The organism is Caballeronia sp. EK (assembly GCF_014384845.1).
Taxonomy (GTDB): domain Bacteria; phylum Pseudomonadota; class Gammaproteobacteria; order Burkholderiales; family Burkholderiaceae; genus Caballeronia; species Caballeronia jiangsuensis.
This window is the reverse complement of the sequence record NZ_JACSUE010000007.1, coordinates 317,104-340,410: the sequence shown is the minus strand read 5'-3', so window position 1 is coordinate 340,410 and position 23,307 is coordinate 317,104. Positions and strand designations below refer to the sequence as shown.

General features: G+C 63.7%; 18 protein-coding genes and 1 riboswitch. Of the genes, 9 read left to right on the top strand and 9 right to left on the bottom strand.

The features are described from left to right. Nucleotides 1-71: 71 nt before the first annotated feature. Complete coding sequence (locus IAG25_RS22995) at nt 72-1,907, top strand: sigma-54 interaction domain-containing protein (RefSeq protein WP_187606903.1); 1,836 nt, start codon at nt 72-74, stop codon at nt 1,905-1,907. Here the strand turns inward: IAG25_RS22995 and IAG25_RS22990 are convergent. From IAG25_RS22990 to glyA, 7 genes are all read right to left on the bottom strand, one after another. Further along, the gene (locus tag IAG25_RS22990) at nt 1,874-2,434 is read right to left on the bottom strand and encodes a hypothetical protein (protein WP_187606902.1); all 561 of its coding nucleotides are present in this window, start codon (nt 2,432-2,434) and stop codon (nt 1,874-1,876) included. The two genes, IAG25_RS22995 and IAG25_RS22990, sit on opposite strands and share 34 nt — an antisense overlap. Nucleotides 2,435-3,270: 836 nt before the next feature. Continuing rightward, complete coding sequence (locus IAG25_RS22985; RefSeq protein WP_187606901.1) at nt 3,271-3,873, bottom strand: dimethylsulfoniopropionate lyase; 603 nt, start codon at nt 3,871-3,873, stop codon at nt 3,271-3,273. Nucleotides 3,874-3,910: 37 nt separating this feature from the next. Next, nucleotides 3,911-5,107 (bottom strand): M24 family metallopeptidase, encoded by a 1,197-nt coding sequence (locus IAG25_RS22980; RefSeq protein WP_309243959.1) that lies wholly within the window; start codon nt 5,105-5,107, stop codon nt 3,911-3,913. Nucleotides 5,108-5,120: 13 nt separating this feature from the next. Continuing rightward, on the bottom strand, nt 5,121-6,245 hold the full coding sequence (locus tag IAG25_RS22975; protein ID WP_187606900.1) for a hybrid-cluster NAD(P)-dependent oxidoreductase: 1,125 nt from the start codon (nt 6,243-6,245) through the stop codon (nt 5,121-5,123). A 124-nt stretch (nt 6,246-6,369) separates the two neighbouring features. Next, nucleotides 6,370-6,918: a GNAT family N-acetyltransferase gene (locus tag IAG25_RS22970; RefSeq protein WP_187606899.1), complete on the bottom strand. Its 549-nt coding sequence runs from the start codon at nt 6,916-6,918 to the stop codon at nt 6,370-6,372. A 27-nt stretch (nt 6,919-6,945) separates the two neighbouring features. Further along, nucleotides 6,946-7,554, bottom strand: a complete 609-nt coding sequence (locus IAG25_RS22965; protein ID WP_187607126.1) for a helix-turn-helix domain-containing protein — start codon at nt 7,552-7,554, stop codon at nt 6,946-6,948. 703 nt (nt 7,555-8,257) lie between these two features. Beyond that, on the bottom strand, nt 8,258-9,505 hold the full coding sequence (gene glyA, locus IAG25_RS22960; RefSeq protein ID WP_187606898.1) for a serine hydroxymethyltransferase: 1,248 nt from the start codon (nt 9,503-9,505) through the stop codon (nt 8,258-8,260). 264 nt (nt 9,506-9,769) lie between these two features. Then, nucleotides 9,770-9,877: riboswitch (guanidine-I (ykkC/yxkD leader) on the top strand. 58 nt (nt 9,878-9,935) lie between these two features. Between glyA and IAG25_RS22955 the strand changes: the two genes are divergently transcribed. The 7 genes from IAG25_RS22955 (at nt 9,936) to atzF (ending at nt 19,558) form a co-directional block, all read left to right on the top strand. After that, the gene (locus IAG25_RS22955) at nt 9,936-11,000 is read left to right on the top strand and encodes a putative urea ABC transporter substrate-binding protein (RefSeq protein WP_035511463.1); all 1,065 of its coding nucleotides are present in this window, start codon (nt 9,936-9,938) and stop codon (nt 10,998-11,000) included. A gap of 30 nt (nt 11,001-11,030) precedes the next feature. Then, nucleotides 11,031-11,855: an ABC transporter permease gene (locus IAG25_RS22950; RefSeq protein WP_187606897.1), complete on the top strand. Its 825-nt coding sequence runs from the start codon at nt 11,031-11,033 to the stop codon at nt 11,853-11,855. Beyond that, entirely contained in the window at nt 11,852-12,625 is a 774-nt protein-coding gene (locus IAG25_RS22945) for an ABC transporter ATP-binding protein (protein ID WP_187606896.1), read from the top strand. The genes IAG25_RS22950 and IAG25_RS22945 overlap by 4 nt, the downstream gene beginning before the upstream one ends. 17 nt (nt 12,626-12,642) lie before the next feature. Beyond that, complete coding sequence (locus IAG25_RS22940; protein ID WP_187606895.1) at nt 12,643-13,350, top strand: urea amidolyase associated protein UAAP1; 708 nt, start codon at nt 12,643-12,645, stop codon at nt 13,348-13,350. Between the two features lie 13 nt (nt 13,351-13,363). Further along, nucleotides 13,364-14,008 carry an urea amidolyase associated protein UAAP2 gene (locus IAG25_RS22935; protein WP_035511453.1) on the top strand — a complete coding sequence of 215 codons (645 nt, stop codon included), beginning with the start codon at nt 13,364-13,366 and terminating at the stop codon, nt 14,006-14,008. A gap of 164 nt (nt 14,009-14,172) precedes the next feature. After that, nucleotides 14,173-17,727, top strand: coding sequence for an urea carboxylase (gene uca, locus IAG25_RS22930; RefSeq protein ID WP_187606894.1), 3,555 nt, complete (start codon nt 14,173-14,175; stop codon nt 17,725-17,727). 31 nt (nt 17,728-17,758) lie between these two features. Continuing rightward, entirely contained in the window at nt 17,759-19,558 is a 1,800-nt protein-coding gene (gene atzF, locus IAG25_RS22925; RefSeq protein ID WP_187606893.1) for an allophanate hydrolase, read from the top strand. A 4-nt stretch (nt 19,559-19,562) separates the two neighbouring features. Here the strand turns inward: atzF and IAG25_RS22920 are convergent, their stop codons facing one another. Both IAG25_RS22920 and IAG25_RS22915 read right to left on the bottom strand, forming a co-directional pair. Then, complete coding sequence (locus tag IAG25_RS22920; RefSeq protein ID WP_187606892.1) at nt 19,563-20,753, bottom strand: MFS transporter; 1,191 nt, start codon at nt 20,751-20,753, stop codon at nt 19,563-19,565. Between the two features lie 19 nt (nt 20,754-20,772). Further along, nucleotides 20,773-21,882: an alkene reductase gene (locus IAG25_RS22915; protein ID WP_187606891.1), complete on the bottom strand. Its 1,110-nt coding sequence runs from the start codon at nt 21,880-21,882 to the stop codon at nt 20,773-20,775. Between the two features lie 268 nt (nt 21,883-22,150). On the opposite strand from IAG25_RS22915, the gene IAG25_RS22910 reads away from it, so the two are divergent. After that, complete coding sequence (locus tag IAG25_RS22910; protein ID WP_187606890.1) at nt 22,151-23,272, top strand: Gfo/Idh/MocA family protein; 1,122 nt, start codon at nt 22,151-22,153, stop codon at nt 23,270-23,272. The last annotated feature ends 35 nt before the right edge of the window (nt 23,273-23,307 follow it).

Genomic DNA, 23,307 nt, shown 5'->3' with positions numbered 1-23,307 from the left:
CACGCGACGCCGGGCGGCGGCATTTTGTCCTGATATATTCGAAGCCGTTGCCCGACCGTTCGCAGGGAGACATGGCCACCGTCGCGCTCGATCCCGACATCGCCACGCTGGAGAGTGCGCTCGCGTCTCCCCGTTGGCGTGAAGCCCGCCGTCTCGCGGCGCGTGAAGCGAAAGCATGCATCTGCACGCTGGATCGCGGCGGCCATGTGCTCGAAGGCGCGGCGCATATCGCCGATGCCACGCTCGATGCGTTCTTCGCGCAGTGTCCGTCCGAGCGGCTGGCAGCGCTCGCGGAAGCGGCGACGGCGACATCGGATGGACCCTGCGTGATGCTTTCGCTGCAAGGCGCGGCCGCATCGGTGGCGCAGGCATTCGCGCTGCGCGTCGATGCGCACGGGCGGCGTGTCTTTCTCGTCGCGTTGCGTTCGCCTTCATCCGACGATCCGACGCCCGCTCCGTGGATCGCACTGCTCGGCGCGACGCTCGACGTCCTTTTGCACAGCGCCTTCGATCTCGCCGCCTACGACACGCTCGTCGAGGAACAGCGCGCGATCATCGATCATATCGGCGACGGTCTGATGGTCATCGGGCGAGGCCAGGTGCTGAGGCACGTCAATTCGGTCGCGGGGCGCATCCTCGGCATCGATCCGAAGACGAGCATCGGCAAGACGCTCAACGAGGTGATCGACTTCGAGCCGATCGTCGGACCGATTTATCGCACGGGCGTGGGCTATGTCGATCGCGAGCTGATCATCGATTCGCCGGCGCGGCATCTGCATCTGCTCGACACTGCCATTCCGATCAAGAACCGCTGCGGCGAAGTGGTGTCGGTCGTCAACACGTTTCGCGAGATGCGGCGCGTGCGCAAGATGGCCGGGCGCTACGCGGGCAATCACGCGCGCTTCACGTTCGGCAGCGTGATCGGATCGAGCGCGGGTCTGAAGCGTGCCGTCGATGCCGCGAAGAAGGCGGCGCGCGGTGCGTCGAACGTGTTGTTGTCGGGCGAGAGCGGCGTCGGCAAGGAAGTCTTCGCGCAGGCCATCCACAACGCGAGCGCGCGCGCCGCGCAGCCGTTCATCGCGATCAACTGCGCGGCGTTACCCCATGCGCTGATCGAAAGCGAGCTGTTCGGCCATGCGCCCGGCAGCTTCACCGGCGCGGCGCGCGATGGCCGTCCCGGCAAGTTCGAATCCGCCGATGGCGGCACCGTGTTTCTCGACGAGATATCGGAATTGCCCATCGACGTGCAGGCGAAGCTGCTGCGCGTGCTGCAGGAGCGCGAAGTTACGCGCATCGGCGATACGCGCGGCATTCCCGTCGATGTGCGCATCATCTGCGCGAGCAATCGCGATCTCGCGTCGATGGTGCTCGCGAAGACCTTCCGCGAAGACTTGTACTACCGCTGCAATGTGATCGAAATCACGATCCCGCCGCTTCGCGAGCGTCGCGAGGATATCCGTGCGATGGCGGCATTTTTTCTCGATCGATACTGCACGCGCATGCACAAGCCGACGCCCGAGATCGCGGAAGATGCGTTGCGGCAACTCGAAGCGCACGACTGGCCGGGCAATGTGCGCGAGATCGAGAATCTCGTCGAGAAGATCGTCAATTTCAATGAGGGCGAGCGTATCGCGGATGTGTCGTCGCTTCTCGGAAGTGCGTCTGTCGCGCAGACGGGCGGCGCGTCGGCGGCGCATCTCGGCGCGCCGGTCTCGCTGAAGGAAGCGGAACGCATCGCGATACAGGCCGCGCTCGAAGCGTGCGGCTTCAATGTGACGAACTGCGCGAAACTGCTGCAGGTGTCGAAGCCCGCGCTGTACGCGAAGATGAAGCGGCATGGGATTCGTATTGAGAGGTCGATACGGCAGGCGATTCAGGATCCGAAGCAGGAACCCGACTTCTTCTGATCGCGTTTCGGGATGAACACGCCATCCAGGCGAAGCTGTGCCATGCCGCTATCGCTCGATACGCCGAGTGCAAGCGCTGCGCCGATCGCATGCCAGGTTATGGCTTCTGCCCACGAAAGATAGAGCGTACCGCGATTAGGTTCGTAGAAGATTTCAGGCGCGCCCAATGTTTCAGCGTGCCTGTTCTCATCGAATGACGCGTGCAGATGCGGTATGCCTGGTGCCGCTTCGATGAACGGGAATGCGCAATCGATCCATTGCGCGGGCATGGTGAAAATGTCCCAATCCTTGATTCGCTTTTGCGAGTCGAGCACCAAGGAGAACGTCCCGCCCGTCAAGACGTAGTTTCGCGCGACGATATTGAAATCGCGATTCAATCTATCGCTCAATGTATCTGGTTCGGCTTTCGCACCATGCGCGACGGAATAGTCAACTTCGCACGATAGTGTCGATCCTTCGTCGTCCCAATGCGTGGTGACGCAGGGAAGATCAGTGTGCGCCACGTCGATAACAATCGAGGGCTTCATCGCTTGATGGACTCATAGACGAAATGCAATATCGTCTGGTCTTTTTCTCGGACAAGGATCTCCAGCATATAACTTCTCCCGTTGCGTAGAATAGGATATGTGTACATGTACAAACCCTCTCCAGCTCTGGGGTCCGGGGCACGCTTTCCGTATCTTATAGCAAGGCGAAGGATGTGGACCGGTACGTATCGGTCCGGATTCTGCATATGCATCAGGGGCCTGGCAGCAAATCTTAATTCTCGCTGCATCAATGCGTGATATCGCGAACGCAGACCGAAAAGTGTGGTTTGAGTGATAGAGACGCCTACGCCTCTTATTCCGGAACTCGTGAAGCTTCGAAGTCCCGCTCGCCAAAAACTACCGACGATCAACAATAGATCGAACGGATCGATTAACGGGCTTTCCAAAGGCTTCTCGCTCAGCGTCACCGTTCCGTCGATTGAATAGAGCCGCGATACGCCAGAGAGTTCTTCCTGGTAGCCGATGATGCAATTGAGGTCCGCGTCGTAGATGGGCCTTGCATTCATCGACAGGCCGGGCGGACGTGCGTCGAATAAGCCTGCCGTCTTCGGTATTTGGCGAGGGTCCCACGAGAATGAAGGTTCATCCGCGGGCGTGGTATCTATTTGCCGCTTTATCGACATATCAACGATCCGTTCAGTAGAAGGGACAACCCGGCGCGCCGCATTGCGCCGCACCGGGTCATGCTCGTGGATATGCTGTGGACTGAAAATACGATAGGTCTTAAAGCGGATCGCCAGCGAAACTTAAATCGGAGGGGGGGGCTCACTTCGAACGTGTCTTCGTTACGCGTCACGCCGCCCAAGTCGAGACGCCTAGTCTTCCTCCCTCGTCAGCAGCGACCAAACGGCGAGAAACGGCACGGAACCGGATCGCATCGCATGCGGATTGTTGCGAACGTTATGAATGCCTCCGCCGATGCCCGGATCGATCCATTCGCCGCCGTCCTGCCGGAATTCACCGGGCGTGAAAAGCACATAGGCTTCCTCGGGCGGATGGCTGTGGTCGGGATAGCGCGTGTGCGGCAACATCAGCGAGAAGCCCAGTTGCACGTCATAGCGGCTTTCCGCGCCACCGGGCCCGCAGATCATGCCGTGCACGTGCGCGTCGATGTAATCGTCGCTGCCATTCACGCCCGATGAGCGGCGAGACCATCCGAGATCGGGTTCGAGCGATTTGATCGCGCGTGCGGCGGCGCCGAATGCCGTGTCGTCGTCGATGAAAGGCGCAAGCGTGGCGTCGAGCCACTCGCACGCGGGATAGCGCGTGTGGTGCCGCACGCCGTCGTCGGATGGCGTCTGCAGCCGCTCGAACACGCGCGCGGCGACGCGGCGCCCGCCCTCCGGCAGTCTCTCCGACTGAAACAGCTTCTCCGCAATGGCGATGAAAGCCGTCACGTTATCCGGACGACGATTCATAAGAGGCTCCCTCGTAACCAGGTGCTTCGATTCTCCGTCACAACCAGTCCGTTTCAAAGCTGCATGTCGTGAGCGGCACGCAGCCGTGCTGCGTGAGCACGACTTGCTGTTCCAGCTTGACGCCCTGGCTGCCGCCTTCCGCGCCGATATAACTTTCCACGCACAGCGTCATGCCGGTTTCGAAACGGCCGTCATAACCTGCGCTGTCCCAATCCACCCGATGCGCGATCGACGGATATTCATCGACCATGCCGATGCCATGCGCCACGCAGCTATACCGGTTCTTCAGATACAACGCTGGAATCTTCCACGCTTTCTCGCTGAATTCGCGAAAGGTCATGCCGGGACGCAACAGATCCATGTTGAAGTGGACTTGCGACCAGGCGAGTTCGTACAGCCTGCGCTGCTCGTCCGATGGCCGCGCGTCGCCCACGATCCACGTGCGCGATATGTCCGAGCAGTAGCCGTGCGGACCGACCATATCGGTGTCGAACGCGAGCAGCTCGCCGTTTTGCAGCACGCGCGACGAGCATTCGTGCATCCACGGATTGGTTCGGTCGCCGGAAGCGAGCAGCCGTGTCTCGATCCACTCGCCGCCTTGACGGATGTTCTCGAAGTGAAGATGCGCCCATAGCTCCTGCTCGGTGATTCCGGGCCGCAGCTCGCGTCGCATGCGCTCGATGCCTTTCTCGCATGCGCGCAGCGATTCGCCGATCAGCACGAGCTCGCCCGCCGACTTGATCGCGCGGGCGTCTTCCATCATCGCTTGTCCGTCGAGCAGCGTGAGGCCGCTTTTGACGAGAAGCGCCGTGCCGATGGGATCGAGCCGGTCGACCGCGAGCCGGCATTCGCCGCGCGCGTGGGCGCGGAATACGTCGATGATTTCGTTCGCCCAGAGTTCTGCGCGGCTTTCGGCTTCGTGGCCCGCGTTGAAGTAGATCCAGCTCACCGCGCCGCGCAATTCGACGCCCAGGTCCAGCGCGTCCCACACGTGTTCGCAACGATGGAACTCCCACGCGACGATGCGGCCATCGGCGAACACCATGATGTAGCGCGACGGATTGCGCGCCGTCCATATCTGCATGTTCGACGTGTCCGTCGCATAGCGGATGTTGACGGGGTCGTACAGCAGGATCGCGGGGCATCGATGCTGCCTCAACTGCTCCAGCACGCGCGCGAGACGGTATGTCCTCACGTCGCGCAGGGTTTGCGTCTTGTCTTCGGATTCGATCACGCTGCCTGTCTCCTCACAGTTCCAGCACGAGGTCCGAAGTCGGACGGCTGCAGCACAACAGACGGAAGCCCTTCTGGACTTCCCTGTCGCGGATGCCGCCGTTGTGTTTCATGTCGACGGTGCCTTCCAGCACGCGGGTCTTGCATGTGCCGCACACGCCCTGACTGCACGACGACGCGACAGCGACGCCCGCCTTCTTCGCCGCCGACAGCACCGTCTGCGATGCGTTCATCGTGAACGACTTCGACGAGCGCGAGAGCCTGACCGTGAACGTGTCCGACGCGGCGGGCGCGGCTTCAGGCTCCGCCGCGACGCCCGCGCCGATATCGAAGCTTTCCTGGTGATAGCGCGCCGGGTTGTGGCCGCCTTCCCGAAGCAGCGTGCGCACCGCGTTCATATATCCGGCCGGGCCGCAGGTGAAGACCTCGCGTTCCAGATAGTCCGGCGCCCACTGCGACAGCAACTGAAGACTGAGACGGCCTGTCGGACCATTCCAGTCCGCTTCGTCGCCGATGCCTTCGCACACGAAAAACACGCGCAGTCGTGGCGAAAGCTTCGCGAGCCACGCGAGTTCATCGCGGAACACGATATCGGCGGGCGTGCGCGCGCTATGGATGAAGACGATGTCGCGGTCCAGACCGAGATCGATGCTCGCGCGCGTCATCGACATCAGCGGCGTGACGCCGGAGCCCGCGGACAGGTAGAGCGATTTCGTCGCGGGCGCGGCTGTCGGCGTGAAGGCGCCGGAAGGACCATACGCGCGTAAGGTGCTGCCGGGCTTCATGTTGTCGTGCAGCCAGTTCGACACGGTCCCGCCCGGAACGCGCTTGACCGTGATGGACAGCAGAAACGGACGCGTCGGCGCGGATGAAATCGTGTAGCAGCGCGCGACCGGTCGTCCCCGCACGTTCGCCGATATCGTCATGAACTGACCCGGCTCGAACCGCACGGGCAATCCGTCTTCCGTGCGGAATTCGAAGCTTCTGACGTCGTGCGTTTCATCGATGACGCGGCAACATGTCAGCGTCTGCTGCTCGCCGTTCGGCCAGAGCCGGCCGCCGTGTTCCCAGGTGATGGCATCGGCGAGGCGGTCGGTGAGATCGAGAGCAGGGGCGAAGTTTCTGTCTACGGAGTTCATGGCGCTCAAAGTGCGTTTGCAATGAGCGCAGTATTGGAGCGCGCAAAAACACCGTCAACGCGCTTTATTTTCCGTTTTCCATAACTTCAAATTATGCGTAGTTTCGGGACGCTGGCTGGTCCGTTCAGCCGTCCACGGGTTGCGCGGGCGTCTCCAGATTGAGCTGATAGAACGCCGCGTCCAGCCAGCGGCCGAACTTGAATCCGACTTCCCTGACGGTTCCGGAATGCGTGAAGCCCAGGCGCGTATGCAGGCGGATGCTCCCTTCATTCGACGCGTCCACGCAACCGACGAGCACATGCACCTGCGCTTGCCTCGCGCGATGGATCAGTTCGCGCAACAGGCGCTCGCCGAGCCCGAGTCCACGGCAATCGCGATGCACGTAGACGCTGTGCTCCACCGTGTATTTGAACGCGGGAAACGCGCGGAACGTGCCCCAACTCGCGAAGCCCATCAGCTTGCCCGATGCATCGAATGCGCCCACGACGGGGAAGCCGCCCGCGCGTTTTGCCGCGAACCACGTCGTCATGGCCTCGACGGGGCGCGGCTTGTAGTCGTACAGCGCGGTCGAATTGACGATGGCTTCGTTCAGGATCTCGAGAATGGCGAGCGCGTGCTCGGCTTCGTTGCAGTCGATCAGGCGCACGTCGTCGTGCGGGGCGATGGTGTTCATTCGGTATCCGTTCAGGCTGAGGATGAATCAGGTCGCGGGCGCGTCGCCGATGGCGAGGATGTAGCGCGCTGCTTTCGAAGCGGGATTGCTGAAGATCAGCGGCCGGTCCAGCCGCATCGCGAGGCAGTCGCCTTGCTGGAGCGCGTGAAGCTCGTCGCCGATCACGATGTCGATGAGGCCGCTCATCACCCAGACTTGCTGATGCATCGTCGATTCGCGTCCGCTTCGTTCGTAGGCGACGCGCGCGCCGGGTGGGAAATCCACTTCGACCAGTTGGAATGGGGATGGCCAGCCGGGAGGTGACAGGTTTCGGCGCGTGTAGCCGGATTCGGGGTCGCGCCATTTCAGTTGCTGGCGGCGGCGGGCGAGTGGTTCCGCTGGCGTGCCTTCCTGTTCGCCGCCGAAGAGGCTGGCGAGGGATACGCCGAGGCCGGAGGCGAGCTTGTCGAGTACCACCGCCGTCGGGCTGGCGGCGCCGCGTTCGATCATCGAAATCATGGAGCGGCTTACGCCGCAGCGGGCCGCGAGTGCATCGAGGGTGTAGGCGCGGGCGGCGCGCAGCTCGCGGATGCGATCGGCGATGCGTTGGTTGATATCGCCGCTGGCGGTGGTTTCTTCGGGCGTTGTGTCTAGCATAGTGGATGTAGTGTCCAGTAAACTAGATGTCGGTGTCAAGGTTCGTTGTTGCCGGATCCCGGTTTCTTAGTGGTCTATTAGCTCTGCCCCTGTGCGGGGCGGCAGTCACTTTCTTTGCTGCTGCAAAGAAAGTAACCAAAGAAAGCAGCTCGTTCAGGCCCGCGGTCACACGCAGTTTGGCCATGCTTGCCAGCCGCCAATGGCCCTCGCCTAAGTGTCTCCCTCACAGGCCCAATCGGGCTTGGCTCGCGCACGGTCTGACAAGCTAGTTATGTTAGGGCGCTGGTTCAGCACCAAAGAGTTTCGGCACAGCGCTACGCGCTGCCGTTGGGTATGCGAGGGAAACCATCGAAGAAGCCCGCGCGCACCCGATTGACCCATCGGCCGCGAAGCGGGCCGGAGCTATTTGGTGCTGAACCAGTGAGGCAAAACATTTGGTGGCGCAGACCGTGCGCGGTCCAAGCCCTTATCTGCTTGTGGGGGCATTCGCTACTGCCGTGCCATTAGGCCAATCGCCTGTGCCGCGGCCGGCGTGAAGTGCTTAGGCTGGGGATAGCTGTTTCTTTGGTTACTTTCTTTGCAGCAGCAAAGAAAGTGACCCCCGCCCCGGGGAGGGGCAGTGCTAATAGACCACCGCGAAATCGGGATCCGGCAAAAGCCTGCAGCGAGCCACAAGCTCCCGCCAAGACCCCGACCCCCAACCTCAACCGTACACAGGAAACCGTTTCGTCAACTCAGCGACCTGCGCGCGCACGCGTTCGAGGTTACCCGCATCTTCCGGGCTTTCCAGCACATCGGCGATGAGATTCCCAACGATCTCCGCTTCCTTCGTACCAAATCCACGCGTGGTCATCGCCGGCGAGCCGAGTCGCACGCCGCTCGTGACGAACGGCTTTTCCGGATCGTTCGGAATGGCGTTCTTATTGACCGTGATATGCGCGGCGCCGAGCGCAGCTTCAGCAGCCTTCCCAGTGATCTTCTTGGCGCGCAGATCGACGAGCATCACGTGGCTCTCGGTGCGACCCGACACGATGCGCAGACCGCGCTTCACGAGCGTCTCGGCCAGCACCCGCGCATTATCGACGACGCGTTGCTGATACTCCTTGAACTCCGGCGACAGCGCTTCCTTGAACGCGACAGCCTTCGCGGCAATCACGTGCATCAGCGGCCCGCCCTGAATGCCCGGGAAAATCGCAGAATTGATCTGCTTCTCATACTCGGCCTTCATCAGGATCACGCCACCGCGCGGTCCGCGCAGGCTCTTGTGCGTGGTCGTGGTGACGAAGTCCGCGTGCGGCACCGGATTCGGATACACACCCGCCGCGATCAGGCCGGCATAGTGCGCCATATCGACCATCAGATACGCGCCGACGTTCTTCGCGATCTTCGAAAGCCGCTCGAAGTCGATCTTCAGCGCAAACGCCGACGCCCCCGCGACGATCAGCTTCGGCTTGTGCTCGTTCGCGAGCTGCTCGGCCGCTTCGTAATCGATGTCCTCGGCTTCGTTCAGTCCGTAGCTCACCACGTTGAACCACTTGCCCGACATGTTGACAGGCGAGCCGTGCGTGAGGTGGCCGCCGTGCGCGAGACTCAGGCCCATGATCGTGTCGCCGGGCTTGAGCATCGCGAAGAACACGCCCTGATTGGCCTGCGAGCCGGAGTTCGGCTGCACGTTCGCGGCTTCGGCGCCGAAGAGCTGCTTCACGCGATCGATCGCGAGCTGCTCGACCACATCGACATATTCGCAGCCGCCGTAATAGCGCTTGCCCGGATAACCCTCGGCGTACTTGTTCGTGAGTTGCGAGCCCTGTGCGGCCATCACAGCGGGGCTCGTATAGTTTTCCGACGCGATCAGTTCGATGTGATCTTCCTGGCGACGGTTTTCATCGTTAATGGCGGCCCAGAGTTCCGGATCGACGTTTTCAACGGTGCTGGCTGCGCGACTGAACATGATGGTTACCCATGTGAGAAGAGAACGGGTTGCTGCGGGAACTCCGACTGTCCCGTATTCCATCGAAAGCCGACGCATCCGGATAGAAGAATTCCGACATTACGCTGGAATGCGGGCACCCGTTTGGTGCGCCCGTGCGTCGGGCACATCGCGGATGCGCTTCGTATCTGTGCACGAATCCGCGCCATATACGCCGAAGCCACGTACTTTCGGCCCTGGCACGCTTATCGCATAACGAGCTTCAGGAGTGGCAGTCACAATCTGGCAATGGATGACTAGGGTTCCGGTCCGCATCGATGTCGATGCGCGATGCTGGTCCGAGAGTTGTCGACCTCGAACGAGGTTACACGGCGGGACAAAAGCCCGGGAGAGAACGCGATGCGTCGCGCCGCTCCTGCCGTCGATAACCGTTCAATGCGAGGTCAACCTCATGCGCGTCCGTTTTCTCGCCGCTGCCGCCGTCGCTCTCTCCGTCTGCTTCTCCACGCCTTCATTCGCTCAGGCCCGCAAGGACTTCAAGGTCTGCTGGACCATCTACGCCGGCTGGATGCCGTGGGGCTACGCGAAGACTCAGGGCATCATGTCCAAGTGGGCGAAGAAGTACGGCATCAATGTCGATGTCGTGCAGCTCAACGACTACATCGAATCGATCAATCAATACACCGCCGGCAAGTTCGACGGCTGCGCGATGACCAACATGGACGCGCTGACCATCCCGGCGACGGGCGGCGTGGACAGCACCGCGCTGATCGTCAGCGATTACTCCAACGGCAACGACGGCGTGCTCATCAAGGGCGCGGGCAAGAAGGTCGCCGATCTCAAGGGCCAGCCGGTCAATCTCGTCGAGCTTTCGGTGTCGCACTATCTGCTCGCGCGCGCGCTCGAATCGGCAGGGATGAGCGAGCGCGACATCAAGACCGTCAACACGTCCGATGCCGATATCTCCGGCGCATTCGCAACCGCCGACGTGCACAACGCGGTCACATGGAACCCGATGCTCGCCGATCTCAAGGCGAAGCCCAACGTCACCGAAGTGTTCGATTCGAGCCGTATTCCCGGCGAGATCATGGACATGATGGTCGTCAACACGAAGACGCTGCACGACAACCCCGCGCTCGGTAAAGCACTTACCGGCGCATGGTTCGAGATCATGCAGACGATGCACGGAACGTCGCCGGATAGCGAGGCCGCGCTTACATCGATGGCCAAGGCATCGGGCACCGATCTCGCCGGCTACAAGTCGCAGCTCTCGACCACCGCGCTGTTCTACACGCCGCAACAGGCGCTCGACTTCGCGACGAGCCCGAACATGCCGAAGATCATGACGCGCGTCGCGCAGTTCTCGTTCGATCACGGTCTGCTCGGCAAGGGCGCGCCGAACGCGGGCGCGGTCGGCATGGCGTTCGAGAACAACGTGGTCGTCGGCAGCAAGAGCAATCTGAAGCTGCGTTTCGATCCGACCTACGTGCGCATGGCCGCGCAAGGCAAGCTGTGAGCGGCGCGGCGTTCTGAAGAGGAGAGGCCCATGCGGCTCATCAACCGACACCCCGGCCGCACCGGCAGTCTGATGCTGTTGCTGCTGCCGTTCATCGTGCTCATCGCGGTGTATTTCACGGGCTCGTCGATTCGCCTGCAGGCGAATCCCGACGACAAGCTGCTGCCGTCCGCCACGCAGATGAAGGCCGCGCTCAACGAGTACGCGTTCACGGAGGACAAGCGCACGGGCGAGCATCTGATGCTGAGCGACACGGTATCGAGCATGAAGCGGCTCGGCATCGGGCTCGTCGCGAGTGCGGCCATCGCGCTCGTGTTCGGCATCGTGACGGGCAGCATTCCGCTTGTTGGCGCGACGCTGTCGCCGTTCATCACGGTGATATCGATGATCCCGCCGCTCGCCGTCCTGCCGATTCTGTTCATCGTGTTCGGCCTCGATGAACTGTCGAAGGTCGTGCTGATCGTGATCGGCATCACGCCGATGATGATCCGCGATCTGCAACAGCGCACGCGCGATATTCCCGAGGAGTTGTGGATCAAGGCGCAGACGCTCGGCGCATCGAGCTGGACGTTGATCTTGCGGGTGATCGTGCCGCAACTGCTGCCGCGTCTGTTGATCGCGCTGCGGCTCGCGTTGTGTTCCGCGTGGCTCTTCCTGATTGCGGCGGAAGCGATTGCATCGACGGATGGTCTCGGCTATCGCATCTTCCTCGTGCGCCGCTATCTCGCGATGGACGTGATTCTGCCGTATGTCGCGTGGATCACGCTGCTCGCATGGCTCATCGACGAAGCGCTGCGTCGTCTCACGCAATGGGCGTTCCCCTGGTATCAGGAAGGTCGCGGAGGCCGCGCATGATCGAGATCCGCAACCTGTGGAAGCAATACGACGATCAGGTCGTGCTGGAGCGGCTCAATCTGCGCATCGCGGAAGGCGAGTTCTGCTCGATGGTCGGTGCGTCGGGCTGCGGGAAGTCGACGTTTCTGCGCATGCTGCTCGGCCAGGAACGTCCGACGCGCGGCGAGATATTGCTCGACGGCGAGCCATTGCCGAGCGAGCCGGACCCGCATCGCGGCGTCGTGTATCAACGCTATTCGGTGTTCCCGCATCTGACCGTGTTGCGCAACGTGATGCTCGGGCTCGAGCTGCCGCATGCGCGTTTCACGGGACGTCTGTTCGGCGCGCGCCGCCGTCTCGCACGCGATGAAGCCGTCGCGATGCTCGCGCGCGTCGGTCTTGCGGATTCGCTCGACAAATATCCGCATCAACTCTCGGGCGGCATGCAGCAACGTCTCGCGCTCGCGCAGGCGCTCGTGATGAAGCCGCGCGTGCTGCTGCTCGACGAACCCTTCGGCGCGCTCGATCCGGGCATCCGCCGCGACATGCACGAACTGCTGACGAGCCTCTGGCGCGAAGCGAAGCTGACCGTCTTCATGGTCACGCACGACCTGAAGGAAGGCTTCACGCTCGGCAGTCGCGTGCTGGTATTCGACAAGGTGCGCATCGATCCGCAAGCGCCGCAGGCATACGGCGCGCGCATCACTTACGACATTCCGCTCGAACGCAACGGCGTGCGCGAAGCGCAACCGGCGATGGAGGTTCCGCCGCTGCTCGCCGTGCCCGCATGATCGAAAGGACATAACACATGAACGAAATCCTGCTCGAAGAAACGATTCCCGGCGGCGGCCATGCATCGCTGATCATGAAGCGCGGCCAGTTGCTGCGCATCACCGACGTGCGCGGCGGCGCGAACGTCGCGATGCTGCTTTTCAATGCCGCCGAAAAGAGCGAGCGTCTGAACCTGCCCGATACGCTCAAATGCCAGCACACCGCGAAGCTGACCAAAGGGCATTGCCTCTATTCCGACATGGGGCGCGTGCTGGCGGCGATCGTCGCGGATACGTGCGGATGGCACGACAGCCTGGCCGGCGTATCGAATGCGGCGGAAGTATTCGAGAAGTATGGCGAAGGCCGCTATCAGGAACTGCGCAACGCGTTCTATCGCAACGGCACGGATAACCTGCTTGTCGAACTAGGCAAATGGGGCCTCGGCATCGCGGACTTGCTGATGACGCTGAATCTATTCAGCCGCGTCGACGTGACCGATGCGGGCGCGTTGCACTTCGTGCAGGGCAATTCGCAGGCGGGCGACTATATCGAACTGTATGCGCCGATGAACACGCTCGTCGTGCTGACGGCGATCCAGCATCCGCTCGACCCGAATCCCGAATACGCGCCAAAGCCCGTGAAGCTCGCACTGAGCAATGCGGATGCACAAGTCGCGGAAATCTGCCGCGCATCGTGCGATGAAAACGCGCGCGGCTTCATCAACACCGAACGATTCTTTCTCTGAGCGAGAGACGCGCATGACGACATCCAATCTCACGGCCAGCACGCTCGATCCAGTCAACGCGATCTTTCGCGAGACCTTGCCCGCGGGCGAACCGTGGCTCAAGGAACTGAAAGCGGGGCAGACGCTGCGCATCCGCGACGTCGAAGGCAATCAGGCCATCGATACGCTCTTCTACAGCGCCGCAGATCCGCGCGAGCGCTACGACGCGCAACGCACGCTGCGCCGTCAGCAAAGCCTCTATCTGACGACGGGAACCGTGCTCTATTCGAATCTCGGCAATCCGATGCTGACGATCATCGCGGACACATGCGGGCGGCACGACACGCTCGGCGGCGCATGCGCGCAGGAAAGCAACACGGTGCGCTACGCGCTGGAGAAGCGCTACATGCACAGTTGCAGGGATAACTATCTGCGAGCCTGTGCGCACGATGGCAGGCTCTCGAAGCGCGACATCGCCGCGAACATCAACTTCTTCATGAACGTGCCGGTGACGGCCGAAGGCGGCCTCACGTTCGAGGATGGCATTTCGGGCGCGGGAAAGTACGTCGAACTGCGCGCCGAGATGGACGTGATCGTGCTGATCTCGAACTGCCCGCAACTGAACAATCCGTGCAACGCGTATAACCCGACTCCGGCGGAGCTGACGATATGGAACTGAGCACCTTGCGCCGCTGGCTCTACACGGTGATGAAAGCGCGCGCGCAGCGTCTGCTGCAGTTCGAAGGCCGCGCCAGGCACTGATGAACGCCAACCTGCCGGGGACGACCCCGGCATGCATGCTCACGTGGCGGGACGGCCCGCCCACGCATTGAACATCCACTCATGTTCGACAAAGTCCTCATCGCGAATCGCGGCGCGATCGCGTGCCGCATTTTGCGCACGCTGCGCGAGCTGAATGTCACCGGTGTCGCCGTCTATAGCGAAGCGGATCGCGCGAGCCGCCATGTCAGTCTCGCCGATACCGCATGCAGTCTCGGCGATGGCGCCGCGAGCATCACCTATCTCGACATCGCGAAGATTCTCGCTATCGCGCGCGAAGAAGGCGTGCAGGCGATTCATCCGGGCTACGGCTTTCTGTCGGAGAACGCGTCGTTTGCAGAAGCATGCGAAGCGGCCGGCGTCGCGTTCATCGGACCGACGCCCGCGCAGTTGCGCGCCTTCGGCCTCAAGCACACCGCGCGCGCGATCGCCGCTGAAGAAGGCGTCCCGATGCTCGAAGGCACCGGCCTCCTGGATGACATCGACGCCGCGCTCGAAGCGGCGCAACGCATCGGTTATCCGGTGATGCTGAAGAGCACCGCGGGCGGCGGCGGTATCGGCATGCGCGTATGCCGTAGCGCCGACGAGCTTGCCGCGCAGTTCGATATCGTCAAGCGACTGGGTCAGAACAATTTCAGCGATGCGGGCGTGTTCCTGGAGAAGTACATCGAACGCGCGCGGCATCTCGAAGTGCAGGTGTTCGGCGACGGCAAGGGCGACGCCATCGCGCTCGGCGTGCGCGACTGTTCGGTGCAGCGGCGCAACCAGAAAGTGCTCGAAGAAACGCCCGCGCCGAATCTCCCCGAAGGCATGGCAGCCGCGCTCTGCGAAGCCGCGATCCGGCTTGCGCGTGCAGTGTCGTATCGTTCGGCGGGCACGGTCGAATTCGTCTACGACAGCGAGGCGGCGCGCTTCTATTTCCTCGAAGTGAACACGCGCCTGCAGGTGGAGCATGGCGTGACGGAACAGGTGTGGGGCGTCGATCTGGTGCGCTGGATGATCGAGCTTGCAGCGGGCACCTTGCCCTCGCTCGACACGCTCGCTCGCGATCTCGAACCGCGCGGCCATGCGATCCAGGCGCGTCTCTATGCCGAAGATCCGGGCCGCGATTTCAAGCCCTGTCCGGGATTGCTCACCGATGTGTCGTTTCCATCATCCGATGGCCGCGCGCTTCGCATCGACACATGGATCGAAGCCGGTTGCGAGGTGCCGCCGTGGTTCGATCCGATGCTCGCGAAGCTGATCGCATGGCAACCGACGCGCGACGCCGCGCGTCATGCGCTCGATGCCGCGCTCGACGCGACGCGCATCTACGGCGTCGAAACGAATCGCGGCTATCTGCGGCAGATTCTCGCGGATACGCCGTTCGCGAGCGGTCATCCGTGGACGCGTTGTCTCGAAGGCTTGCGCTATCGCGCATCGACATTCGAAGTGCTGAGCGGCGGCACGCAAACGACCGTGCAGGACTATCCGGGAAGGCCGGGCTATTGGGCGGTGGGCGTGCCGCCTTCCGGTCCGATGGACGATCGCGCGCTGCGCCTCGGCAATCGCCTGCTCGCCAACGACGAAGATGCCGCCGCGCTCGAAATCACGATGAGCGGTCCGACGCTGCGCTTCAATACGGATGCGATCGTGGCGGTGACGGGCGCAACTTTGCCCGTCATGCTCGACGACATCGCGCAGCCGATGAACACGACATTTCTCGTCGCGGCCGGCTCGACGCTCGCGCTCGGCACGATCCGCGGCGCGGGCGCGCGAGCGTATCTGTGCGTGCGCGGCGGGCTCGATGTCGCGCGCTATCTCGGCAGCCGCAGCACGTTCACGCTCGGCCAGTTCGGCGGGCATGGCGGGCGTGCATTGCGTGCGGGCGACGTGCTGCATGTTCATGGGCTCACGAACCGCGAAGCAGGCGCGACGTTGTCCGATTCACTCGTGCATCGTCTCGACGATGTGCGCGTGCTGCGCGTGATCTACGGTCCGCACGGCGCGCCGGAATACTTCACGGCGTCCTATATCGACCGCTTCCTCGACACCGACTGGGAAGTCCATTTCAATTCGAGCCGCACAGGTGTGCGCCTCATCGGTCCGAAGCCCGAATGGGCGCGTGCCGATGGCGGCGAAGCGGGGCTGCATCCGTCGAACATTCACGACAATCCGTATGCCGTCGGCGCGATCGATTTCACCGGCGACATGCCCGTGATTCTCGGTCCCGATGGTCCGAGCCTCGGCGGCTTCGTGTGTCCGGTCACGGTGATCGAGGCGGACCTTTGGCAGATCGGCCAGTTGAAGGCGGGCGACAAGGTGCGCTTCGTTCCCGTGGATATCGCGACCGCACGCACGGACCCCGTGCCGCAAACGACATTGCAATCGCCGGTCGTGCTCGACATCGGTGATGACGATGAACGGCTCGTCGCGCGCCTCTCCGGCGACACGCATCTGCTGCTCGAACTCGGTCCGCCCGAACTCGATCTCGTGCTGCGCTTTCGCGGCCATGCGTTGATGCAATCGCTCGAAGCATCGGAATTGCCGGGCGTCGTCGATCTGACGCCGGGCATCCGCTCGCTGCAAGTTCACTATCAGCCGGAACGATTGCCGCTCGACACGCTGCTGGAACATGTCGCGTCGGCATGGCGCAGCGTGCTGCTGCAAAAGGACCTGCGCGTGCCGTCGCGCGTCGTGCATCTGCCGCTGTCGTGGGACGATCCCGCGTGCCAGCTCGCCATCGACAAGTACATGACCACCGTGCGCAAGGATGCGCCGTGGTGCCCGAGCAACCTGGAGTTCATCCGCCGCATCAACGGGCTCGATTCGATCGATGACGTGAAGCGCGTCGTCTTCGATGCGCGCTATCTCGTGATGGGCCTGGGCGATGTCTATCTCGGCGCGCCGGTCGCGACGCCGCTCGATCCGCGTCACCGGCTCGTGACGACGAAATACAACCCGGCGCGCACGTGGACGGCGGAGAACTCGGTCGGCATCGGCGGCGCGTATCTGTGCGTGTACGGCATGGAAGGGCCGGGCGGGTATCAGTTCGTCGGACGCACGTTGCAGATGTGGAACCGCTATCGCGAAGTCGCGGATTTCGCGGGACGTCCGTATCTGTTGCGCTTCTTCGATCAGATTCGATTCTACGAAGTCTCCAGTGATGAACTGCTGCGCATACGCGAGACGTTTCCGCTCGGACGCTATCCGTTGAAGATCGAGGAGACAGAGCTGTCTCTCGCCGACTATCAGGCCTTTCTCGATCGCGAAGCAGACGGCATCGCGCAGTTTCGCGCGCATCAGCAAGCGGCGTTTCAGGACGAGCGGCAACGCTGGCACGAAGCGGGCAGCGACGAAACGGCGCTCGATGCACCCGTCGCCGTCGATGCGGAGATCGCACCGCTCGCCGATGGCCAGATCGCCGTCGATAGCGAGATCGCGGGCAATCTGTGGCAGGTGCGCGTCGAGGCCGGCGCGAGCGTCGAAGCGGGCGACGTGCTCGTCGTCATCGAGTCGATGAAGATGGAGATATCGGTGATCGCGCCGTGCGCGGGCATCATCGGCGAGATTCATGTCGCGCCGGGTTCGTCGGTTCGCGCGGGGCAGCGCGTCGTCGTGATCGAACAGCGCGCTTGAAGCATTTCATATCAACAAGGAATCATCGGACATGGATTCATTCGACCTGCGTCTTCCCGCACTGCGCGCCGCATATCGCGAAGGCCGCACGACGCCGCGCGCGCTGATCGGCGCGTTGCGCACGCGTGCGGCTGAGTTGAACCCCGACTATCGGCTCTTCATTCATCTGTTGAACGATGACGAAATCGAGCCGTATCTCGCGACGCTTGATGCACGCGATATCGATTCGCTGCCGCTCTACGGCGTGCCGTTCGCGATCAAGGACAACATCGATCTCGCGCTCGTGCCGACGACGGCCGCGTGCCCCGCGTTCGCATACACGCCGGAGCAGTCGGCGACGCTCGTCGCGCAGCTGATCGCGCTCGGCGCGGTGCCCATCGGCAAGACCAATCTCGACCAGTTCGCGACCGGCCTGAACGGCACGCGCTCGCCCTACGGCAGGTGCCGCAATAGCGTGCTGGCGGACTATCCGTCGGGCGGATCGAGCGCGGGGTCGTCGCTGGCTGTCGCGCTGGGCGTCGCGAGCTTCGCGCTCGGCACCGATACTGCCGGATCGGGCCGCGTGCCCGCCGCGCTGAACAATCTCGTCGGCACTAAGGGGACGAAGGGCCTGTTGTCGACGGCGGGCGTCGTGCCCGCGTGCCGCACGCTCGACTGCGTGACGTATTTCACCGCGAGCGCGAGCGAGGCGAGCACGCTGCTCGCGCTCACGGCCGCCCACGATCCCGCCGATGCGTACAGTCGCGCGAATCCGCAATGGAACGATGGAGCGGCGTTCGGCAAGGTCGCGCGCTTTCGCTTCGGCGTGCCGCGTCAGCTCGAATTCGCGGGTTGCGATGAAAGTCCCGCGCTTTTCGCCAACGCACGCGCGGCGCTCGAAGCGCTCGGCGGCGAGGCGATCGACATCGACTTCGCGCCTTTCCTCGAAGCCGCGCGCCTGCTCTACGAAGGGCCGTGGGTCGCGGAGCGCTATAGCGTCGCCGGCGCGCTGATGGAGTCGCAGCCGGATGCCGTGTTGCCCGTGATTCGCGACGTGCTCGCGAAAGCGCCGGGCGCGACCGCCGTCGATGCGTTTCGCGCGCAGTACAAGCTTCAGGCATTGAAGCAGCGCTGCGACGCCGTGCTCGCGGATCTCGATTGCGTGCTGACGCCGTCGATTCCGCGCGCGGTCACGCTCGCCGAGCTGGAGCGCGATCCGATCGGTGCGAACTCGCTGCTCGGGCATTACACGAACTTCATGAATCTGCTCGATTACGCCGCCATCGCGACGCCCGCAGGTTTCATGCGCAACGGCCTGCCGTGGGGCGTGACGTTTTTTGGCCGCGCCTTCACGGATCAATATCTGCTGAGCGTCGCCGATGCATTGCATCGCAAGCTCGACGTGTTGCTCGTCGGCGGCGCGCGCCAGGACACGGATGCGGCCGCACACGCCGCGCGTGACGACACGATGAAGCTCGTCGTGTGCGGCGCGCATCTCGCGGGCTTGCCGCTGAACGGGCAACTGACCGCACGCGGCGCGCGCCTCGTCGAAGCGACATCGAGCGCGCCGCGCTATCGCCTTTACGCGCTCGCGGGCGGTGCGGTTCAGCGGCCCGGCATGACACGCGACGAAGCGAACGGCGCGGCGATCGCGGTCGAAGTGTGGACGTTGCCGAGCGCGGAGGTCGGCTCCTTCCTCGCGGGCATTCCCGCGCCGCTCGCGCTCGGCAAGGTCGAACTTGCGGACGGCCGCTGGGAAACCGGCTTCGTGTGCGAGGCGCATGCGCTCGAAGGCGCCGTCGACATCACACGATACGGCGGCTGGCGCGCCTGGCTCGACCGCGCCGTGTGAGCGATCATCGGCCGAGCACGGCGGCGAGCGTGTGCCGCTTCGTGCCGAACGATGCGAGCACGGCCAGCCCGAGCGCCGAGAGCAGCACGCCGAGATGCATCGCGCCGGTCGCGCCCGCGTGATCGACCGCGATGCCGCCCGCGAGCGAGCCCGCCGCGATCGCGGTCTGCACCGCGCTGACGAAGAGCGCCGATGCCGCTTCCGGCTGCTTCGGCGCTGTCAGTTGCATCCACACGCTCAGGCACAGCGGAATCGCGCCATACGCGATGCCCCACGCGAGCACGCCCGCCACGACCGCGCCCGCAACGTGCGCGAAGGCCGGCAGCGCGAGCAGCGACGCGATGACGAGCGCGGTCGTCGCAGCGAGCGCGAGACGCGGATGCGACTTCACGAACGCCGACGCGACGAAGTTCGACAGGAAGCCGACGATGCCGAAACCGAGCAGCAGCGCGGTGACCCAGGCCGCGCCGAGCACGGCGTCGACTTCGAGAAACGGCGCGATATACGTGTAGGCGCAAAAGTGCGCGCCGAACAGCAACGCAACGAGCAGCAGGCTGCGCAACACGGTCGTGCGCGCGAGCATGCGGCCGAAATCGCCGATGCGTGCGGCGGCGCGCGGCGGCAAGTCGGGCAGCAGCATCGCCTGAAGGAGCAGCGCGGCGAGCGCGAGCGCGGCCGTCGCGAAGAACGACACGCGCCACGACGACAATCCCGCGATGAACGTCCCGAGCGGCACGCCGATGACCGTCGCGAGCGTGATGCCCATGAAGATGGTCGCGCTCGCGCGGGCGCTGTCTTCTTCCGCGACGATCTGTCCCGAGACGCCGAGCGCGACGGTCCAGAATCCGCCGAGGCTGATGCCGAGCAGGGCGCGGCCGGCGAGCATCGTCGTGAAGTCGGTCGCGAACGCCGAGACGACGTTCGATGCAACGAGCGCGATCGACAGCAGAAGCAGGATCAGCCGCCGGTTCAGGCGTCCCGCGACGAGCAGCAGAACGGGCGCTGAGATCGCGGCGATGATGCCCGGCGTCGTGGTCATCAGGCCAGCCGTGCCGGGCGTGACGCCGAGATCCGACGCGATCGCCGGCAGCACGCCGACGGGCATGTATTCGGTCGTCACGAAAGCGAACGAGCCGAGCGCGATGGAAAGCACCGCGAGCCAGCGCCGGCTGGCGCTGGACGAAGACGTAGTCATGTTGGGAACTCCGGCGATATCACGCGGCGATGGCTTGCTCGTCGAGGAACGGATAGTCGGTGTAGCCCGCATCCGTGCCGCCGAAGAAGGTCGCGCGATCGTAGGGATTGAGCGGCAGGTGCTTGCGCAGGCGCTCCGGCAGATCGGGATTGGCGATGAAGTGGCGGCCGAACGCGACCAGATCGGCGTCGCCGGACTGGAGGATCGCTTCGGCGCTGGCGCCGTCGAAGCCGCCCGCGACGATGATCGGGCCACGGAAATGCGCGCGCAGCGACTTCGCCGCCAGCGGCGTCTGATCGCGCGTCTCATCCTCGACATTGCCCGCGATGCGCGGCTCGATCAGATGCAGATACGCGATGCCGAGCTTGTCGAGCTCCGTCGCGACGTAGGCGAAGAGCGCCTGCGGATCGCTGTCGGACATATCGCCCCACGAACCGCTCGGCCCGAGTCGCACCGCGACCTTGTCCGCGCCCCAGACGCCGATCACGGCGCGCGCCGTATCGAGCAGCAGGCGCGCGCGATTTTCGATCGTGCCGCCGTATGCGTCGGTGCGACGGTTGCTGCCGTCCTGAAGGAACTGGTCGAAGAGATAGCCGTTGGCCGCATGCAGTTCGACGCCATCGAAGCCCGCCGCGACGCCGCGTTCCGCCGCCGCGCGAAAACTTTCGACGATGCCCTCGATCTCCGAAGTTTCGAGCGCGCGATTCGGCGTGTTCGGCACCCAGCCGGCCTCGGTGTACGCGACGCCGCCGTGCGGCACTTCCGACGGCCCGACCGGGCGGCCGCCATCGGGCTGCAACTGCGCGTTCGACTGACGCCCTGCGTGATAAAGCTGAAGAAAGATGCGGCCGCCCTTTGCGTGCACGGCATCGGTGACGGCTTGCCATCCGGCGATCTGGCTGTCGTCGTACAGGCCGGGCGCGCCGAGATAGCCGTTGCCTTCCGGCGCGGCGATGGTCGCTTCGCCAATCAGGAGCGCGCCGGGCGAAGTGCGCTGTGCGTAGTATTCGGCCATCAGCGGGCCGGGACGCGCGCCCGATTCGGCACGCATGCGGGTGAGCGGGGCGAGGACGACGCGATGGCCGAATTCATACGAGCCGACTTTGACGTGCGAAAACAGTTTGGACATTTCGTTTCTCCACAATTCCGGGTAGCTGTTGCGTGACGCCGACGACCGGCGACGCTTGACCCGGACTGTAGACGCGGCGCGCCCCGAGAAAAACCGCCCGCGAGTTCAGGCACCCCGGACACGCGTGTCCGCAATCGCGCCTCGCCCAGCCGTGGCGGCGAAGCGGCGATTGTTTGGGTGAGCAGAACAGTCATGTCGCTGTTGCGGCATTTATCCGCCCGACTGCCGTTCCGATAATCCACGCCACCTTTCGGACATTGGAAACATCATGGAAACAACACACATCGCTCCGTTGCGCGTGGGCGTGATCGGCGTCGGCAACTGGGCGCGGCATGGGCATCTGCGGGTGCTCGATCTGCTGCCGCACTACACGCTGCAGGCCGTGTACAGCCATCGGCGCGAGGCTGCGGAGGATGCAGCGCGCGAGTACCGGATCGGGCGCGTGGCGGCATCGATCGATGAACTCGTCGAAAGCGACGATATCGATCTCGTCGTCGTGCTCAACACGGCGCCGCAGCACGCGGACACGGTGAAGCGCGTGATCGCCGCCGGCAAGGACGTCTACTGCGAATGGCCGCTCACCACCACGCTCGCGCAATCGCAGGAACTGCTCGCGCTGGCCGAAGCGCGCGGCGTGCGGCATGTCGTCGGCTTGCAGCGGCGGCTCGCGTCGCACAATCGTTATGTGCGCGATCTGATCGGGCAAGGCTATGTCGGCGAACTGCGCTCCGTGCGCATGCACGTCAGCGTGAATTACTTCCAGGCGATGCGCTCGCGCGCGCTCGAATGGACCGTGCCGCCCGAGAACTTCTCGTCGATCGTGTCGATTTACGGCGGCCATTTTCTCGACATGCTGCTCCACGCGACCGATTGGCCCGTGTCGATCGCGGCGTTCACGCCGAATCAGTTTCCGCTCGTCACGATCAGGGAGAGCGGCGTGTCGATGCAAACGAGCGCGCCCGATCAACTCGTGCTCGCGGGCATGCTGAACGGCGATGCGGTGCTGTCGGTGCATATCGAGGGCGGCAAGCGCAACGGGTCGGGCGTGCAGATCGACATCACCGGAACGGAAGGCGACTTGCGCATCACGAATACGTCCGCGTTCGGCGATGTCGGCGACGATTACCGCATCGTCGGCGCGCATGGCGACAAGGCGCCGCTCGCGCCGCTCGATGTGCCGCCGGAGCGTTATCATCGATTGCCGGAATCGGGCTTGCCTTCCGCCGTGCTGGAACTGGCCGAGCTGTACTGGGCCTTTGCGCATGACGTGGCGAACGGCACGCATGACGCGCCCACGTTCGCCGATGCCGTGCGCATGCACGAACTGATCGATCGCGCGCAGGCATCGTATGCGTCGCGTCGATTCATGGGGATCGGATCGTCGGAATGACGGAGAGCCTTGCGATGAACGAGACGCCGACCGCA